This is a genomic window from Nodularia spumigena CCY9414, from assembly GCF_000340565.2.
Taxonomy (GTDB): Bacteria; Cyanobacteriota; Cyanobacteriia; order Cyanobacteriales; family Nostocaceae; genus Nodularia; species Nodularia spumigena.
The window spans coordinates 1777623-1795531 of the sequence record NZ_CP007203.1 but is presented as its reverse complement, the minus strand read 5'-3'; the positions used below and the strand labels follow the sequence as shown (position 1 = coordinate 1795531).

The 17909-nt window shown below is 42.2% G+C and carries 14 protein-coding genes; 4 read left to right on the top strand and 10 right to left on the bottom strand.

The window, feature by feature from the left end; all coding sequences use genetic code 11:
• Positions 1–34: 34 nt before the first annotated feature.
• The 3 genes from NSP_RS07910 to NSP_RS07900 form a co-directional block, all read right to left on the bottom strand.
• Entirely contained in the window at positions 35–1558 is a 1524-nt protein-coding gene (locus NSP_RS07910) for an AbgT family transporter (RefSeq protein WP_006198434.1), read from the bottom strand.
• Positions 1555–3420, bottom strand: a complete 1866-nt coding sequence (locus tag NSP_RS07905; RefSeq protein ID WP_006198435.1) for an ABC transporter ATP-binding protein — start codon at positions 3418–3420, stop codon at positions 1555–1557. Before NSP_RS07905 ends, NSP_RS07910 begins: the two co-directional genes overlap by 4 nt.
• A gap of 368 nt (positions 3421–3788) precedes the next feature.
• Positions 3789–4964 (bottom strand): homospermidine biosynthesis protein, encoded by a 1176-nt coding sequence (locus tag NSP_RS07900; protein WP_006198436.1) that lies wholly within the window; start codon positions 4962–4964, stop codon positions 3789–3791.
• A 205-nt stretch (positions 4965–5169) separates the two neighbouring features.
• Here NSP_RS07900 and NSP_RS07895 point away from each other — a divergent pair, with 205 nt between their 5' ends.
• Complete coding sequence (locus NSP_RS07895; RefSeq protein WP_006198437.1) at positions 5170–5643, top strand: lipocalin-like domain-containing protein; 474 nt, start codon at positions 5170–5172, stop codon at positions 5641–5643.
• Positions 5644–6111: 468 nt separating this feature from the next.
• The gene (cobO, locus tag NSP_RS07890) at positions 6112–6798 is read left to right on the top strand and encodes a cob(I)yrinic acid a,c-diamide adenosyltransferase (protein ID WP_006198438.1); all 687 of its coding nucleotides are present in this window, start codon (positions 6112–6114) and stop codon (positions 6796–6798) included.
• On the opposite strand, the gene NSP_RS07885 is transcribed toward cobO, so the two are convergent.
• Positions 6795–7592: a hypothetical protein gene (locus NSP_RS07885; RefSeq protein WP_006198439.1), complete on the bottom strand. Its 798-nt coding sequence runs from the start codon at positions 7590–7592 to the stop codon at positions 6795–6797. The two genes, cobO and NSP_RS07885, sit on opposite strands and share 4 nt — an antisense overlap.
• Positions 7593–7987: 395 nt before the next feature.
• On the opposite strand from NSP_RS07885, the gene NSP_RS07880 reads away from it, so the two are divergent.
• A complete protein-coding gene (locus NSP_RS07880) occupies positions 7988–9229 on the top strand; it encodes an RNA-guided endonuclease InsQ/TnpB family protein (RefSeq protein WP_044482741.1) in 1242 nt (413 codons plus the stop codon).
• A 287-nt stretch (positions 9230–9516) separates the two neighbouring features.
• On the opposite strand, the gene NSP_RS07870 is transcribed toward NSP_RS07880, so the two are convergent.
• Both NSP_RS07870 and NSP_RS07865 read right to left on the bottom strand, forming a co-directional pair.
• A complete protein-coding gene (locus NSP_RS07870; protein ID WP_006199248.1) occupies positions 9517–10500 on the bottom strand; it encodes an RNA polymerase sigma factor, RpoD/SigA family in 984 nt (327 codons plus the stop codon).
• An 832-nt stretch (positions 10501–11332) separates the two neighbouring features.
• The gene (locus tag NSP_RS07865) at positions 11333–11740 is read right to left on the bottom strand and encodes a universal stress protein (protein WP_006199299.1); all 408 of its coding nucleotides are present in this window, start codon (positions 11738–11740) and stop codon (positions 11333–11335) included.
• A gap of 89 nt (positions 11741–11829) precedes the next feature.
• On the opposite strand from NSP_RS07865, the gene NSP_RS07860 reads away from it, so the two are divergent.
• Positions 11830–13032 (top strand): phosphoglycerate kinase, encoded by a 1203-nt coding sequence (locus tag NSP_RS07860; protein ID WP_017803962.1) that lies wholly within the window; start codon positions 11830–11832, stop codon positions 13030–13032.
• A 170-nt stretch (positions 13033–13202) separates the two neighbouring features.
• On the opposite strand, the gene NSP_RS07855 is transcribed toward NSP_RS07860, so the two are convergent.
• From NSP_RS07855 to NSP_RS07840, 4 genes are all read right to left on the bottom strand, one after another.
• Complete coding sequence (locus NSP_RS07855; protein ID WP_017803961.1) at positions 13203–13421, bottom strand: type II toxin-antitoxin system HicB family antitoxin; 219 nt, start codon at positions 13419–13421, stop codon at positions 13203–13205.
• The gene (locus NSP_RS07850; RefSeq protein WP_017803960.1) at positions 13418–13645 is read right to left on the bottom strand and encodes a type II toxin-antitoxin system HicA family toxin; all 228 of its coding nucleotides are present in this window, start codon (positions 13643–13645) and stop codon (positions 13418–13420) included. Before NSP_RS07850 ends, NSP_RS07855 begins: the two co-directional genes overlap by 4 nt.
• 157 nt (positions 13646–13802) lie before the next feature.
• Positions 13803–15932, bottom strand: coding sequence for a serine/threonine-protein kinase (locus NSP_RS07845; RefSeq protein ID WP_017803959.1), 2130 nt, complete (start codon positions 15930–15932; stop codon positions 13803–13805).
• 195 nt (positions 15933–16127) lie between these two features.
• Positions 16128–17819 (bottom strand): serine/threonine-protein kinase, encoded by a 1692-nt coding sequence (locus NSP_RS07840; RefSeq protein ID WP_006197600.1) that lies wholly within the window; start codon positions 17817–17819, stop codon positions 16128–16130.
• Positions 17820–17909: the final 90 nt, after the last annotated feature.

Genomic DNA, 17909 nt, shown 5'->3' with positions numbered 1-17909 from the left:
GTTCTCTGCGCCTCTGCGTGAAATAAATCAATGCTTAAATCCTCATCAAAGCCCCAGGGCCCAGAGGTAAACCCAAAACAAACCAGATAATTAATAGAATAGACCACCCCAACAAAAAAGCGATCGCATAAGGCAACATCATAGCTATTAACGTCCCCATGCCTAAATTTTTATCATACTTCTGCCCAAAAGCCACCACCAAAGGAAAATAAGGCATCAACGGCGTAATAATATTAGTAGTAGAATCACCAATGCGGTATGCAGCTTGAGTCAACTCCGGAGAATAACCCATTAACATAAACATTGGTACAAACACAGGAGCCATAATAGCCCACTTTGCCGAAGCAGAACCCACAAATAAATTCAGCAGCATACTAACTAAAATAAATAATATCAATAATGGTGCGCCAGTAATGCCCGTAGACTTGAGAAAATCTGCCCCATTTATCGACATAATTGCACCCAAATTACTCCAACTAAAATAGGCAATAAATTGAGCCGCAATGAATGCTAAAACGATATAATATCCCATAGCAATCATGGAATTACTCAAAGCTTTAGCAACATCTTTATCATTTTGAATAGTGCCAGCAACCTTACCATAAAAGATACCCGTAATCAGAAACGCTAAGGCAATGATAAACACAATACTATCCAGAAAAGGTGAAGGAATAATTGTGAAAGTTTCTGGATGTCTTAAAATTCCTTGGGGTGGTAAAACCATCACCAGTAAAAATGCCAGGAATGCTAATAAAGCATAACCAGCCCGTCGTAAACCTTTATTTTCAGAGGCGCTGAGTTGTTCCATTTCAAAATCAACTTCTCCCACATAATTACCCAATCTTGGTTCCACAATTTTCTCTGTGACAAACCAACCAATTGCAGTAATTAAAAAGGTGGAAACTGCCATAAAATAATAATTAGCAGTAGCATTCAGTTGATAACTAGGATTAATTAATTCGGCTGCACTTTGGGTTAATCCAGCCAGCAACGGGTCAAGGGAGGTAATGAGTAAATTTGCACTAAAACCACCAGAAACCCCCGCAAAAGCCGCAGCTAACCCAGCTAAAGGATGTCGTCGAAAGGCTAAAAAGATAATTGCTCCCAGGGGTACAAGTACCACTAAACCAGCATCAGCCGCAATGTTTGCCATGATACCAGCAAATACCACCACGGGACAAATAAATTTACTAGGGGCAATTAACACTATTTTCCGTAGTAATGCGGAAATTAACCCAGAGTATTCGGCAACCCCTACACCCAACATAGCCACCAATACAACCCCCAGAGGCGGAAAATCGGTAAAGTTTTTGACAGCAGAAGTGAAAATGCGGCGGATACCTTCAGGGGTAAGTAAAGATACTGCAAGGATGGTTTCACCGTTTCCGGGATGGATAACAGAGAGGTTGAGAGCTTGCGCGATCGCACTAACTCCAATTACCATTAAAGATAAGAGGAAAAATATCGTCAGTGGGTCGGGGAGTTTATTTCCGACAAATTCAATGAAGGTTAAAGCTTTTCCCAACCAAGCAAATTTGAGACTTTTTTGAGAATTCATAATGTCCGTAATTGTCTAGCGCGTACCCGTTCAGCACTACCAGTAGGAATGGAAGCAATTAATTTTTGGGTATATTCTTCCTTGGGTTCGAGGTAAATACTTTCGGCTGTACCTTGTTCAACAATTTGACCACGATTCATCACTAAAATGCGATCGCTCATAAATTTGACTACACTTAAATCATGAGAGATGAAAATATAAGTCAGTTGAAATTCATCTTGTAATTCCTTCAGCAGATTTAACACCTGCGCCTGTACAGAGACATCTAACGCCGAAACAGACTCATCGCAGATAATAAACTTCGGATTTAAAGCCAAAGAACGCGCAATACAAATTCGTTGGCGTTGACCTCCAGAAAACTGATGGGGATAGCGGTGTATTGCATCTGCACTTAAACCCACCCGTTCTAACAGTTCCACCGCACGTTCTCGGCGTTGTTGCTTGGTTTTCCCCACAGAGTGAATTAACAACGGTTCCATCACCGCATCCCCAATTTTCATGCGGGGATCTAGGGAACTAAAAGGATTTTGGAAGACAATTTGCATTTCTCGCCGCAATTTCTGCAATGCTTCGCCTTTGAGGGTAGTAATATTTTGACCCTGGAAAATAATTTCCCCACCCATCGGTTCAATTAAACGCAGCAAACTTCTACCCAAAGTAGTTTTACCACAACCAGATTCTCCCACCAAACCCAGTGTTTCCCCTGGCTTGACATCAAAAGAAACATGATTAACCGCCATGTTGTAGCGTTTTGTCCGACCAAATACACCCCGCACCGGAAAACCTACCTGGAGGTCGCGAATTTCCAATAAAGGTGATTTAGCATTGAGGTTTTCCCATCTTTGAGATATTTCCTCAAGGCTGATTTCTGGGGGATGTGGGGGTTCTTTCCCCTGAATGATTTCCTGACCATTTGGCGTTTCTTCCACAGTCATATAGTCAGAAACGGTCAGCAATTTATGAGGACGGCGGTTGAGTGTGGGGCGACAAGCTACCAAACCTTTAGTATATGGATGTTGAGGACTGTGAAAAATCTGTTCTGCTGTACTGTATTCGACAATTTTACCTTTGTACATTACCGCTACTTGGTCAGCAATTTCCGAAATTAGTCCCAAGTCGTGGGTAACAAAAATCATCGCCATTTCACGGCTTTGCTGCAATTCTGACAACAACTCAATAATAGTTGCTTGCACTGTCACATCTAAAGCCGTAGTTGGTTCATCCGCAATTAACAGCAAAGGGTTACAAGAAATCGCCATTGCAATCATCACCCGTTGTAGCTGACCTCCAGAAAGTTGATGCGGGTAACGTTCGAGGATAGCTTCTTTGTGCTGTTTGACTAATTTAGCCAAGTTGAATTTATTTGAATTACCGGAATTTTCAATACACTGCTGTTGTATAATCTCATCATTAGGTAAAAGTTTGACTTCTTGTAAAAGAGCGATCGCAATGCGTTTGGCTTCAGCTGCTGAGACATTCTGATGTCGCATAATCGCTTCAGCTAACTGAAACCCAATAGTATACACCGGATTGAGCGAACTCATTGGTTCTTGAAAAATCATGGCGATATCGCCACCTCGGTGTAGTTGCATTTGTGCAGACGGTAATTCTACCAAATTAATCGGTTTAGCACCAGGCTGGGTACGAAACCAAACTTCACCACCGCTAATTTTACCCGGACTTTGCAACAAACCCATCACAGCCAATGATGTCACCGATTTACCACTACCCGATTCCCCCACTATACCTAGAGTTTCACCGCGATTAATCTCAAAAGATATATCATCCACAGCTTTGACACAGCTACCATCACTGGAAAAATCAACTTGTAGATTACGAACCTCTAGGACAGTTTCTTTCATAGGAATCAGGTGATGAATATTTAGGAAAAATTACTTGGATTTTAGCAATACTTGTGATGTGCGATCGCCTTCGGCAGGGCTTTGCCCATCGCCAAAGTGAGAATTTGTACCCAATCTTATCGCAATTTCATCAAATCACGTTAGTGCAACCACCTTTCCAGACAAAGAACAGCTCCTTCTTCCTTCTTCCTTCTTCCTTCTTCCTTCGTGTACTTCGTGTACTTCGTGGTTCGTTCCTCATAAATCCTCAGTCCCCTAGTCCACAAACTAAATAATTCCCCCCAATTCCTCACATTCGCTGACGTGAACCAGAAAAACAAAATTTTTACTCCCTCTCCTTACTAAGGAGAGGGTTGGGGTGAGGTTCTCTAAGAATTATGAGGAATCACTCTACCGCAGGGATAAGTTGCTACCTCTTGGGATATCATATCAGCGACAGCAGCCGGGACTTTATCTGATGGCTGTGCTAAAGCTGCTAAGTAATCTGTTTGTAATTTCGCAAACATTGCTTCTCGTCTGTCGTATAACCGCTTAAGAGTCCGAGGTTGACACTGATTGAGAACATAAGCTGTAACTAACGGTAAAGCGATCGTGCTATCTGTATAACAAACAATGGTGCTGGGTAACTCTTCCGGGTCAATTTTACCCCAGCTGACAGCTTCCGAGGGAGTTGCTCCTGATAAACCACCGGTATCTGGTCGCGCATCAGTAAACTGGATAAAGTAATCATGTCCCCGTTCTTCCAGTCCTAATACCTCGTGAATCTGCGGTTGTGTTTGTAGCAAAAAGTTTTTCGGACTCCCACCGCCGATAATTACAGCCGCACTTTTCCCTTCTGATTCTCTCGCAGCATAGGCGATCGCCGCCGTCTCATTCACATCAATTGAAGGATCTATAACTAACTTGGAACCTTCCAAAGCTAAAGCCGCCACATTCATCCCAATAGAACTATCACCAGGAGAAGAGGTATAAATGGGTACGCCGCACTCATAAGCCGTCGATAACAAACAAGAATGCTTAACTCCCAACTGCTTTTCAACTTCCCAAACAGACTTACCTAAAAGATAGTGAAACTCAGCCGTTCCCATGCGTTTTTGAAACGGTTCAGCTTGGAGAATCTTACGGATAAAAGCATCAGTTTCCAGCAGGACATCATAGCCAAAGATAATGTCATAAATCCTAATAGTACCGTCTTGGCGCAGCTTGACATCATCCAAAAACGGATTTCCGGCAAAAAGTTCAAAACCCAACCCATAGTGCATATCATGGTAAAGATTTGCACCTGTACTAATCATCCAGTCAATAAAACCATTGCGAATCAAAGGTGCGAGTGCAGAAACCCCAAAGCCGGCTGGTGTCATCGCACCCGAAAGGCTAACTCCTACAGTAACGCCATCCTTTAACACATCGTTAGTCATGAGTTTGCAGATTTCCCGCAAACGGGCTGAATTGTACGCTGTGAAGTAATTATTAATTAAATCCACCACCCCGATATCCGTTGACATGGGTATAGGTGAGATTTTTTGACCTACTTGTTTAGACATTTTGGCACTCTGTGAATGATAAACACGCCGAATCTAATGTTATCTAGATTTCAGGCAATTCTGACATTACCCATAGGGAAGAATTACCCACAACCAACACAAATTATACTCATGTAACAATAGAAATTTTGCTGGTGCGTTCTATTGGAAAATGGGAAAACTATCTAAGTAGGTAGAGCAGGCTAAACAAATCAGTATATACAAGATGAATAAAAACAATTTTGTCGGAACTTGGAAGCTAGTATCTTGGGAAACTAAATCTACAGATGGTAAAATTATTTACCCATTTGGGAAAAATCCTATTGGTTATATTACATACACCGAAAACGGTTATATGTCTGCAACAATTATGAAACCCCATCGCCTCAATATTGAGGTTTCCTTAGCAGACCTGATGAATGCTAGAAGAATATTTTTAAAACCCTGGCTTTTAGTCACTGCTTTTAAGTATATTAAAGCAATTATCAGATATGTTCAAGCATCTGCTAACTATGTTTCTTATAGTGGTAAATATGAAATCCAAGCAGAAACAGTAATTCATCACGTTGAAGTTAGCCTTATACCTGATTGGGTGGGAACAAAGCAAGAACGTAAATTCCAATTCATCGGTCATAGGCTGGTCTTAGTCACGCCTCCCATAGGTGGAAATCCTCAATCTTTGACCTGGGAGCGCCTCTAATATCAAATTGGGAGCGAGGATTTATCATCTACAAAGCTTTGTCAGGATTTGCTCAAAACTTAAATCAAGCTTGGCGAGAATTTTGCTTTGGTGAGGTTCTCGAAACATTCAATTAATAAAAACCTCCTAAAATGTAGACAATCAACATTTTTAGCGATCTCAAAGCCATATTATTGTAAATTAACACAGCATTCCTAAATTATTGGTAATAAATGAGAAACTTGGTATTTTGCAGATACCGAAAGTTTGAGATTTTTGCCAGTAAATAGGATTTGTCTAGTTACAGCTAACTTAGAAAACGATGAGTTTTTTTTGTATGTTTAGAAAGCGAAATCAAATGAAAACAAACTTGGTATCCTACCTAAACAAATCCAATCTTCTCAATCCTAACTCTCCGCGCCTCTGCGCCTCTGCGTGATAAATTTCCATATTTTACTGATTGCAGCAGTTATTTTTCAGGTAAGGTTGATGAAAAGTGATACACCATTCGGGTTAGACTCAGATAGAGAAATTGAACGCTTAATAGACGAAGTTATGTCCTCAACCCTAACTGACTTAACTGATGAACAGTACCGCAAAAAGATGCAACGGCGAAAAGAAGTACAGGATCGCCGGATATCACAGTCTGTACCTGAAAAAGGTTTAATTATCGTCAATACTGGTAACGGTAAAGGTAAAACCACTGCGGCTTTGGGAATGGTGTTGCGATCGCTCGGTCATGGTTATAAAGTAGCCATTGTCCAGTTCATCAAAGGTGCTTGGGAACCATCAGAAAAACAAGTTTTCAGCCTTTGGGAAGACCAGATCGAATTTCACGCTATGGGCGAAGGTTTTACCTGGGAAACTCAAGATCGCGATCGCGACCTCGATAAAGCCAGCGCCGCTTGGGAAAAATCCTTAGAATATATCCGTAATCCCGACTTCCAGCTAGTGCTGTTAGATGAAATCAATATTGCCCTGAAAATGGCTTATTTACAAGTAGAAGACGTTTTAGCAGGTTTGGCACAAAAACCACCAAACAAGCACGTAATTCTCACAGGTAGAGGCGCGCCAGCTGCTTTAATTGAGAAAGCCGATTTAGTCACCGAAATGACTCTAATCAAACATCCTTTCCGGGATCAAGGCGTGAAGGCGCAACCAGGGATTGAGTTTTAATTAGCACCACTGTAAACTTCTTTACACATTTCCAAAATGCGTTGGTCGTTAGTGCTGATGGAGTTGAGCTGATGATAGTCTTGCAATGCTACAGAGTAAGGATAGCTGACCATCTGATCATCACTGTAGCTAGGTATTTGGAATTGATTACCTGTAGCTAGTTGATTTGTCCCAACTTCACCAGGAGAAGTAGTAACTGTCATCGCCAATTCTCCTGATTGGTCTATAGCACCTTGAAAGCAACTAAACTCCGATTGTGGCATATACAACGCACCGGTTATTCTACCGTCGCGGTTCTCAAATAAAACATAGGCTTGCCCAATCTGGTTCGCTACTGGCGATTGTCCATAGAGATAAGTCCCATCTTTAGTGGGGAAATTTGCTCTGACAGATTCTGGACGGGTAAATAGAGAGGTGGGTTGAGGTGCGGTATTTATATTATTCAGTAATTTGGCAGAGGATACAAATCTAGAACGCTGTTGAACTTGACTGTTGTCAGTATTTAAGCTATCCGGTGGCGATTGTTGAGGATTTTGGCTATTTTGACGTTCAGCAGCCATTTTCTGGATGAGATTTCTTTGTTCTCGAACTTGTCTCAGGCGAGATAATACAGGCGCTTGATTACTTGATTCGGCAAAATTAGCATCTACTTCCATTGCTCCAGATGCTGTTTCGATTTGGTTACTCCATACAGGTTTAGTTTGTTCACCCACAACCCCTAGTGTGAGCAGTAAAACAAGAATGGGAAACCTCCACTGACGCGCAGTTAAAAATTTAGTAATGTTGTTAAGCACCCGATTTCTCCTGTTAAAAAATTAACTGTTTCCTCTGCGACTTACTTAAACCATAACCAAATACTGATTGTTCAAGGCTCTGTCAAAGGTTTGATATATATATCTATTGTCTAGAATAAAAACTTCCGAAAACTTCAGTTTTTATCTAATTTTAACCTAAAATTGCATATTAATATTATTTAAGCCCTTCAGACTTCCCCCAACAGGTTCATCCTTTGGGAAGATGAAAATAAAAAAAGCATATTTTTCATAAGACCTTGCGGTAAGCGGGCAACTCAGTGGCTTTAGCCCTGAGAGGGAAGCGAGACGGGCGATTTTAATCGCCGTGGCGTTTCTATGTCTTGACAATTTCCTGGAAGTTTCGCTAGGATGACTACAGTTACAGCGAAAGTCAAATGTATCTGACTCAAAAAAATCAAATACGGGGGCTAAAAACCAATGAATTTACAGCGTTGAAAGAACTCTGTAGGCTGAGTAAAAATCTCTACAATGTAGGACTTTACACAGTTAGACAGTATTACTTTCAAGAACGGAAGCATCTGAAATATGAATCCAACTATCACCACTGCAAAGGAAATGAGAACTATCGAATGCTTAACACCGATATTGCTCAACAAACGTTGAAAGTGGTTGACAGAACTTTTCGCAGTTTCTACCGATTGATTACCTCAGTTAAATCTGGGTCTTACAGCCGCAAAGTCAGACTACCTCATTACTTGCCCAAGGACGGATATTTTCCTTTGATCATGCCAAGAGTTCAGGTCAAAGATGGGAAATTGCGGATTCCTATGTCTGCTGCCTTCAAGGCTGAATATGGTGAAATCTGGATACCATTCCCTGAGCGATTAAACCAAGAAACTCTCAAAGAAGTCCGCATACTCCCAAAATATAATGGGCGATTTTTTGAGGTGGAATTTATCTCTGAAGCTGAAGAAACACCGATTGAGACTAAACCAGAAAGTGCTATTAGCATTGACTTGGGACTTGATAATCTAGCAACTTGTGTTGATACCAATGGGGCATCCTTTATTTTGGATGGCAAACCACTTAAATCTTTTAACCAATGGTTCAACAAAGAAAATGCTAGACTGCAATCTATTAAAGATTTGCAGAAAATCAAGGGGACTACCGAGCGCCAAGCTAGACTGGCTATTAATCGTAATGCCAAAGTTCGAGATTATTTGAACAAAGCGGCTAGATATGTTATCAATCACTGTATTGAGCATCGTATTGACAAGTTGGTAGTTGGCTTCAATATTGAGATGAAACAATCCATCAATATTGGTTCTCGCAATAATCAGAACTTCGTACAGATTCCCCACAGCAGTTTTAGATTTAAACTGAAAGCTCTTTGTGAACGATACGGAATCAAATACGTAGAACAAGAAGAGTCTTATACCAGCAAGGCTAGTTTCTTGGACAATGACACTATTCCTGTTTTTAATGCTGACAATCCCAAGAAGTATGAGTTCTCTGGTAGACGAGTTAAGCGGGGACTGTATCGTACTCAGCATGGGATTTTAGTGAATTCAGACTGCAACGGTGCGGCCAACATTCTCAGAAAAAGTAAGCACAATGCCCTAAGCGGAGTGTCTAGGGGCTGTTTGGCACAGCCTTTACGAGTGAAAATCTCTTAAGAATCTCAGTGTCTTTAGACCTGAGAGTGTCAAAATGTTGTCATATAAAAAGCTACAACAGCAAATATGCCGATTCCGCATGAGTGCAGATATTCTTTTCATACAGCAACCGCCCACTCCCCAGAAGAAGCAGGGGCGCACCGGAGCAGGGAGCAAGGGGGAATTTGAAACAAAATGCATTTATAGCTATAGCCCCCTGCCCCCGTTCCTCTTCTCCCCACTCCCCAGCTATACCAAAAAAATCGCCCCCTGAGTTCAGGAGGCGCGTCACCGAAAGCGATCTGCTTTTAGCTAGCAACGTACTCTTTAACATTGGCGCGACGACGACGTAAATGAGCAAGAGCCTGATGTTCTAACTGGCGAACGCGCTCACGGCTAAGATTTAAGCGTTCACCCACTTTGGCTAAAGACATTTCGTTACCGTCTTCTAAACCAAAGCGCAGGGCTAAAACTTGTCGTTGTTGCGGGGTGAGTTCGGCTAACAAGTTATTCAGGTCTTGACGCAAGAATTCTTGGGTGGTGTAATACTCTGGAGATGGTCCTTCATCTTCGAGCATTTCTTGCAATTCTGTATCCTGATTATCGCCGACTTTCACATCTAACGACACTGGTTGACGAGCCATGTTTAGATACTCGCGAATCTGCATCGGCTCTAGTTCTAGCTCGTGAGCAATTTCAGTCGGTGTCGGCGATCGCCCAAATTTTTGCGCTAGTTCTCGCTGTACTTTCTTGATTTTGTTGAGTTTCTCGGTGATATGAATCGGTAAACGAATGGTGCGTCCTTGTTGAGCGATCGCACGGGTAATCGCTTGGCGAATCCACCAGTAAGCATAGGTGGAAAACTTATAACCCCTTGTGGGATCAAACTTCTCTACACCCCTTTCTAAACCTAGAGTTCCTTCTTGGATTAAATCCAAAAACTCCATGTTGCGCTTTTGGTATTTTTTAGCGATCGCCACAACCAAGCGCAAGTTCGCTTCAATCATCTTTTGCTTGGCTCGTTTACCTTGAGCCACAATCTGTGTCACCTCTTTTTCCGGTAGGTTAACCTGCGCTGCCCATTCTGGTAAACTAGGATCATGATCTAGCTCCTTGGCTAAAGCCTGTTTAGCATCGAGAAGCGTCATCATTTGTTGTACCTGCTTCCCAAAAATAATCTCTTCATCTCGAGTTAGCAAGGGTACACGACCAATTTCCCGCAGATAGGTTCTTACCATATCGGCCGTGAATTTGGTATTCAGATTTTCAGTTTTGGTGTTAACAATAGCCATTGGTGCGTTGTCCTCTACTCCGTAAACACGACGGATCTTTAATAACTAAATCTGGTCTGGAAAGGTAGTACACATATCACGGAACATAGGGCGCTACCAAAAGAAGTCAATTCATACACCGCGTATGGAAGATGAAGATGCATCCTGTGATATAGGTTCCTTTACCTTCCCTAAATTTTTGAATCTCTTAGAAGCACACTTAGTTATTTGTGAAAATTTTTGTTATCCTCAGTCGCTATCTGCAACCGTAAAATATGAAGTCGATATGAGTTCTACTTATTCTATATTAAGACAAATCAACAAGATAGTAAAGTATCTTAGACAAATCTCTCAATTATAATCGAAAAGTGTTCCGTTAAAAAAAAAAAAAATTCCCCCAATTTCACGAACTATATCTATAGTGACGCTAAAACCCCCTCCTCAGTTGCTGATAAGTAGCCGGATAACCGAACTGTGTCGCCTGTCAAGATGGAGGGATGTTACGAATCAGTTATTCAGTTATCAGTTATCAGTTATCAGTTAAATCCCTGCTGAAACACCACCGCAATTGCTGGTAAGCGTTAGTGATGAGTCGAAATCCCCATAAGGGCAGGTTTATTCATCACCAGAGGGATGTTTGATCATATCTGTAAACCCGCCCCTACCGCCTGATATAGCAAAAGTCAAAAGTCAAAAGTCAAAAGTCAAAAGTAGGGGCGGGTTTACTCATATCCTCGTTGATATTGAATGATATCTATGAACCCGCCCCTACGGTAACTGGGTTTTAGGCTTTTGCCATGTCCTAACAACCTTGGCGGTTGCTATAACTGTTCACTGATAACTGTTCACTGATTTAAGGCACAATCAGCACTGGGCAAGGCGAAAGATTAATTACACGCGTGGTGACGCTATCACCTGCTCCCTCTTCAGTCAAACCTAACCCTCTACAGCCCATGATAATTAAATCTGCCCCAATGTCATCAGCAACATCACAGATAGTAAACGCTGGTTTGCCCTCTCTTTCGAGAATCTCAGCTTGAATTCCTTGTCCAGAAAACAAAGATTGGGCATTTTCCAGCAGTTTAGCCACAACCTCTGATGACACCATTGGATCTGCACTAGGCGCATCTGCGGGCGATTCTTCCACCACAGACAGCAATACCAAGCGACTACCATACTTCTGCACAACATTGGTAACAACGTCAGCAGCTTCCCGCGCTTCCCGGCTTTGATCAATTGGAAATAGGACTGTTTTAAACATCTCTCTCACCTAGCACCCCTGACTCCGGTAAAATCTTGATGGTTCTACTTTCAAAACAATAACAAAAAGGCAATCAGGAGAGTCTATCTATGTCCAAAAAAACTTTAGCAAATTTATCTGCTGCTGATATCTCAGGTAAACGCGCCTTAGTTCGAGTTGATTTTAACGTGCCTGTGGATGACAACGGTAACATCACAGACGATACTCGCATTCGCGCTGCACTGCCCACCATTCAGGATTTGATGGAAAAAGGAGCTAAAGTAATTTTAGCTAGCCATTTTGGTCGTCCCAAGGGTGTAGATGATAAGTTGCGTTTGACCCCAGTTGCTCAACGTCTCTCGGAATTGCTCGGTCAAGAAGTCGTCAAAACTGATGACTGTATCGGCGATGCAGTTACTGCCCAAGTTGGTGCTTTACAAAATGGACAAGTTCTGCTGTTAGAAAATGTCCGATTCTACAAAGAAGAAGAGAAAAACGACCCAGAATTTGCGAAGAAATTGGCAGCTAATGCTGATTTTTATGTAAACGATGCTTTTGGGACTGCACACCGCGCCCATGCTTCCACTGAAGGTGTAACTCATTATTTGAGTCCTTCTGTGGGTGGATATTTGATTGAGAAGGAATTGCAGTATCTGCAAAGCGCCATTGAAAATCCCCAACGTCCTTTAGCTGCGATTATTGGCGGTTCTAAAGTTTCCAGCAAAATCGGTGTGATTGAAACACTGCTAGATAAGTGCGACAAGCTAATCATTGGCGGTGGAATGATTTTCACCTTCTACAAAGCTCGCGGTTTGAGTGTTGGTAAGTCTTTGGTGGAAGAAGACAAACTAGAACTAGCCAAGACTTTGGAAGCTAAAGCCAAAGAACGTGGTGTGGCTTTACTGTTACCCACAGATATCGTTTCAGCCGATAAGTTTGCCCCCGATGCCAATGCTACCACTGTCAGCATTGAAAATATTCCTGCTGATGGCATGGGTTTGGATATTGGTCCCGATTCGATCAAAGTGTTCCAAGCAGCTTTGGCTGATTGCAAAACCGTGATTTGGAACGGCCCAATGGGTGTATTTGAGTTTGATAAATTTGCCGCAGGTACTGAAGCGATCGCTCATACTCTGGCGGAAATCGGTAAAACTGGTACAACCACGATCATCGGTGGTGGTGACTCCGTAGCGGCTGTGGAAAAGGTCGGTTTAGCTGACCAAATGAGCCACATTTCTACTGGTGGTGGCGCAAGTTTGGAACTGCTCGAAGGTAAAACCTTACCTGGAATTGCTGCTTTAGACGAAGCGTAATCAGTTAACAGTTAACAGTTAACAGTTAACAGTTAACAGTGATCAGTCTGAAACTTTGATGGCTGATCATTGTTAACTTTAATACAAAGTACCGTCTTTGTGTGTGAATACAATATGTCCATATAATTGCTTGAACATCAATCGCAGTTTACCCACTTACATTACGATGATCAGGCAACTTGAAGCGTTATAGGTTCAGGTATAGGCTCACCTTCTGCTTGCCAAGCTTCTAAGTACATTTCAATAACTTCTTCACCGTTGTGAATTGCTTCTTCACGGGTTTTTCCGTGAGTACAAGGCATCACAACTAGATCAGAAAATTCTGGGATTGTCACTAGGAAAAGCTGATCTTCATCAGACCATTGAATAATCATGCTATATCGACTCATAAATTTTCGCCCTCCTCTTTTAACACTTCTAGTTCAGTGAGTAACTTGTCTAGTTGTTTTTCTAGGTAGAGTGGGACATCATCTCCATCCTTGCCGGGGATTGTCAGTGTTTTTCTCAGCAAAGGATGCCGCCAACGCTCATGACTGCCCTTGCCACGCTTGGGTAAGTACTTGAATCCTTCACGTGCAATCTGAGCTTTCAACTCTCGAATTTTTCTGGGCATGAATTATGATCTTGGGACTCTACTCTATTTTCCCACTTTGACACCGTAAAATAACTGAAACTAAAGCACTACTGTGAAAATTCAACTTTTAACTTTTTGGGTCTGGTGTAGTTGTATTGCTTGAATTTCGATCATCAATTGTTCACCAGATTCAATTTTAGTTGGATTGAATATCAGTAGGTGTTGGGGTTTCTGTGGGTGTGGGTGTAGGTGTGGGTGTGGGTGTAGGTGTGGGTGTGGGTGTAGGTGTGGGTGTGGGTGTAGGTTCTGGCGTAGGTTCTGGTGTAGGTTCTGGTGTAGGTTCTGGTGTAGGTTCTGGTGTAGGTTCTGGTGTAGGTTCTGGTGTGGGATTTTCCGCCGCAATGCTGAGTTGATAACTGAGTGGTTCTGATGCAGTGGAAGTAATCACAAACTCATAAAATCCCGATTCTGGTAATTTAGCTGATAAATTACGTTCTGTAGAATCTTCTAAAAATTTGACTTGTCCAGAAGGAGAATAAACCGAGAGCAAAACTTGAGAATTTGCTTGTAGCTTCACTGTCATCAATTGATTCTGCGCCAAGTTAGCAATGAAAACTTTCCCACCAGCCGGGTGAACAGCCTCTTGCAAATTGCCACTCACTGTTTTACTGGTAGCACCTGAATCAAATATAATTTTTTGGAAAGCGGTACGCGATCGCAAAGCATTGAGTTTATCGCTAACAAAGCCGTGCCAAACTTGCCCAATGGGTTGATTCAGAAAATCTTGGCTTCGCTGTTCCGGAAATGTGTTGAAAAAGGCAGCGTCACCTAAATCATATAAAGAAGTACTACTAACATTGATTTGGTTAACTTCAACTCGCCACCGTTCGCGTTCTGCTGCTGCGTAAGTACCCAATTGTCGCCGCGCCCTACTACTCAATGGAGCCAGTTTTTCTAGTAATTGGGCGGCTGTTTTATCCCATTCTGCCCGCAAACTCTCATCTTGGGGTTCATCGCTGACAGTGCTTCCCCGTAAACTGGGGTTATTGTTCCAAAAGACTTGATTTACCAAGTTGACGTAAAATCTCAAGTCAATACCCAATTGTTCACGGCGATTTTCTAATCTTTGTTTGCGCTGACGTTCTGCTGCGGAAAATTTATCTGAGGAATCAGTCGGTTGCTCAACTGTGGGGGTGGGTGTGGGTTGAACTTCTCCAGGATTGCGATCGCCATTACCGAATCCCCACCAAATTCCGCCCACAGTACCCACAACTAACAGTACTGCTACCAGGCCTGTTACTGGTGTCAACCAGGATGTTGGGGGCGGTGATGAGGGATATGTGGACGATGGCGATGGGGAAGATGGAGGCGCTGGAGGCGGTGGAGAAACCGCAACTGTGGCCGATGTTGGGGGTGGGGTGGTGGGATATTGCGTTGGGGGATAGCTGGCTGGTGGCTGGTTGAGGGCTTGCAATACGTGACGCGCTGATTGATAGCGATCGCCTGGTCTGGGAGACAACATTTTATCCAATATCTGTCCCAAAGCCGGATTCAGACTCACTTCTTTTCGCCATTGCCAAGTCAGATTATAATTATCAATTAGTTGTTGCGGCTGTTTACCTGTTAATAAAACTAGCATTGTCACAGCCAAGGAATACAAGTCGCTGTGAGTAGACACCAAACCCGTTTGCATCTGTTCTGGAGGTGCGAATCCGACTTTACCTAGTAAGGTGGGTGATGGACGAGATGCATATTGTTCCGGTTGGTAATATTCCGAAGCCACCGTTGCAGCTACCTGTTTTACACCGCCAAAATCAATTAATATGGGTAATTGGTCAATGGTGCGAAGAATTAAATTATCTGGTGAAATATCCCGATGAATTACCCCCATTGAGTGGATATATTCCAAAACTGGGAGAATTTGTAGTAATAATTGCCTAACTTCCCACTCAGTAAAACGCAACCCTTGCTGTTTACGCGCATCTAATAAGGAACTGTAAGTTTGTCCTTCGACATAATCCTGCACCAAAAACAGGTATTTTTTACCTTCTAAGTTAATTCGCAGCAGTTCCCGAAAGCGGGGAATTTGGGGATGTTGCAGCTTGTAGAGAACGCTGGCTTCTCGCTCAAATAATTCTTCGGCTTTTTGCACAACATAGTCGGTTTGAACTTGAGGGGAAAATTCCTTTAAAACACAAGGTTCACGAAAGCGGTTAGTGTCTTGGGCTAAATAAGTCCGTCCAAAACCACCTTGACCAATTTGACGGATAATTACATAGCGATCGCTTAAAGTTAGACCCGGTTGAATACTATTATTTATATACATAAGTTATTGGTCATTAGTCATTGGTCATTGGTCATTGGTCATTGGTCATTGGTCATTAGTCATTGGTCATTGGTCATTAGTCATTAGTCATTGGTCATTGGTCATTGGTCATTGGTCATTAGTCATTAGTCATTAGTCATTAGTCATTGGGGAAATTATTTCACCAATCAACCGTCAACCGTCAACCGTCAACGATTATTTGATTTTTACCTTGCTGACTTGATCAGCTGCGATCGCATACCACAATTGACCGAAAGTTTGCTGATTCAGTTTCCCACGGTCTTGTCCTGGAAACAACTGATCAAATTTTTCATTTGTATCTTTTTTCAGTTGGTCTATCGTATAATTCCTCCATTGTCCGGCTCTAGCTTCTTGTCTCCAAATTCTCTCATTTTCTGAACTATATCCTCCCAATTGCCGACGAGCTGCTGTACTCAGATTAGCCCGTTCTATTTGAGTTAATAACTCCCCTGCTATCCCCCCCCATTCATCCCTTAATTCAGCGTCGTTTTGCCCCGCAGTCAGTCTGCGTCCATTTAACTCTGGTTTTTGAGCATAAAATAAATTATCCACAAACTGGATAAAAAATGTCTCTGGGACTTCTAGCTGTTGGCGACGTTGTAAAATTTGGCTGATGTCATTAGAACCTCTGTCACTGACTGGCCTCCCCAAAGGATTGGGTAAAGCAGGGATTTCAGGTAGGGAAATTGAGGGTACGGTAATTGAAGAGACGCTACGAATGATTGAATTTACCACAGCCCAAGTACCAGCGCCAGTTAAAACCACTAAAGCTGTTCCCCCAAGACTGATCACAAAAGGGCGCATCCAAACTGGTAGAGTAATATTTTTACTAATTATTTGCGTTTGATTGTGGAATTTACTGGCAATAGCATTGGCGCGTTTTCTGCCAGGAGCAACCACCATTGTTTTCAGCTTGGTAACGTATGTATTTTGGGGTGTGGCGGTAGTGTTAGAAGATAAATCTTGCAGTATTTGGTCTGCTCTTTCATAGCGATCGCTCGGCTTATAAGCAAGCATTTTTTTTAACACAGACTCAAAATTACTACTGACTCTAATTTCCTTTCCCCAGTACCAAATTCCCTGATAGCTGTCATAGAGTTTTTGAGGTTCCTTACCTGTCAGCAACACTAAAACTGTAACCGCCAAAGAATATAAATCGCTATTAAAAAAAACTTTACCTTGTCGTAGCTGTTCCTCTGGTGCGTAGCCCTTTTTACCTAGCAAAGTGTTATTACCACCCAAATGAGTCAACCAAAAACCTTGAGCCGCCGGTAATTGCTTCACCCCACCAAAATCAATCAGCATCGGCATATGATCAGAACGTCGCCAAATTAAATTATCAGGAGAAATATCACGATGAACCACATCTCCTGAGTGGATATAAGACAACACAGGTAAAATTTGTTCCAATAAAGTGATTATTTCCCCTTCGCTAAAAGCTGTTCCTTGACTTTGGCGCTGCTCTAACAATTGGTCATAATTAATACCATCTATATAATCCTGCACTAAAAAGAAAAAATCTTTACTTCCTATCTGCACCTGTAACGAAGCGTGAAAACGGGGAATTTGGGGATGTTGGAGTGTTTTGAGAACATTAGCTTCCCGCTCAAATAATTCTTTAGCTTTGTCTAAATCCTGCTGTGCTTGCACTTGGGGAGCGAATTCCTTCAACACACAGGTTTGCTGGGATTTATGGTTATCTTCCGCCAAATAAGTCCGCCCAAAACCACCTTGACCTAATTGACGGATAATGCGATAACGATTATCTACAACCGTACCTAAAGCCAGAGGTAATGGCTCACCACAGTGAATACAAAAACGGTTCCCACCGATGTTTGTGTGTTGTTGACTGCAATATACCTGCATCATGCTTAAGGCTCAACTAAGATTTTATTAACTTACTACAACGAATGCAGTGTCAATTACGGTGATGATTCCGCAATTTGCCTGCTCAAA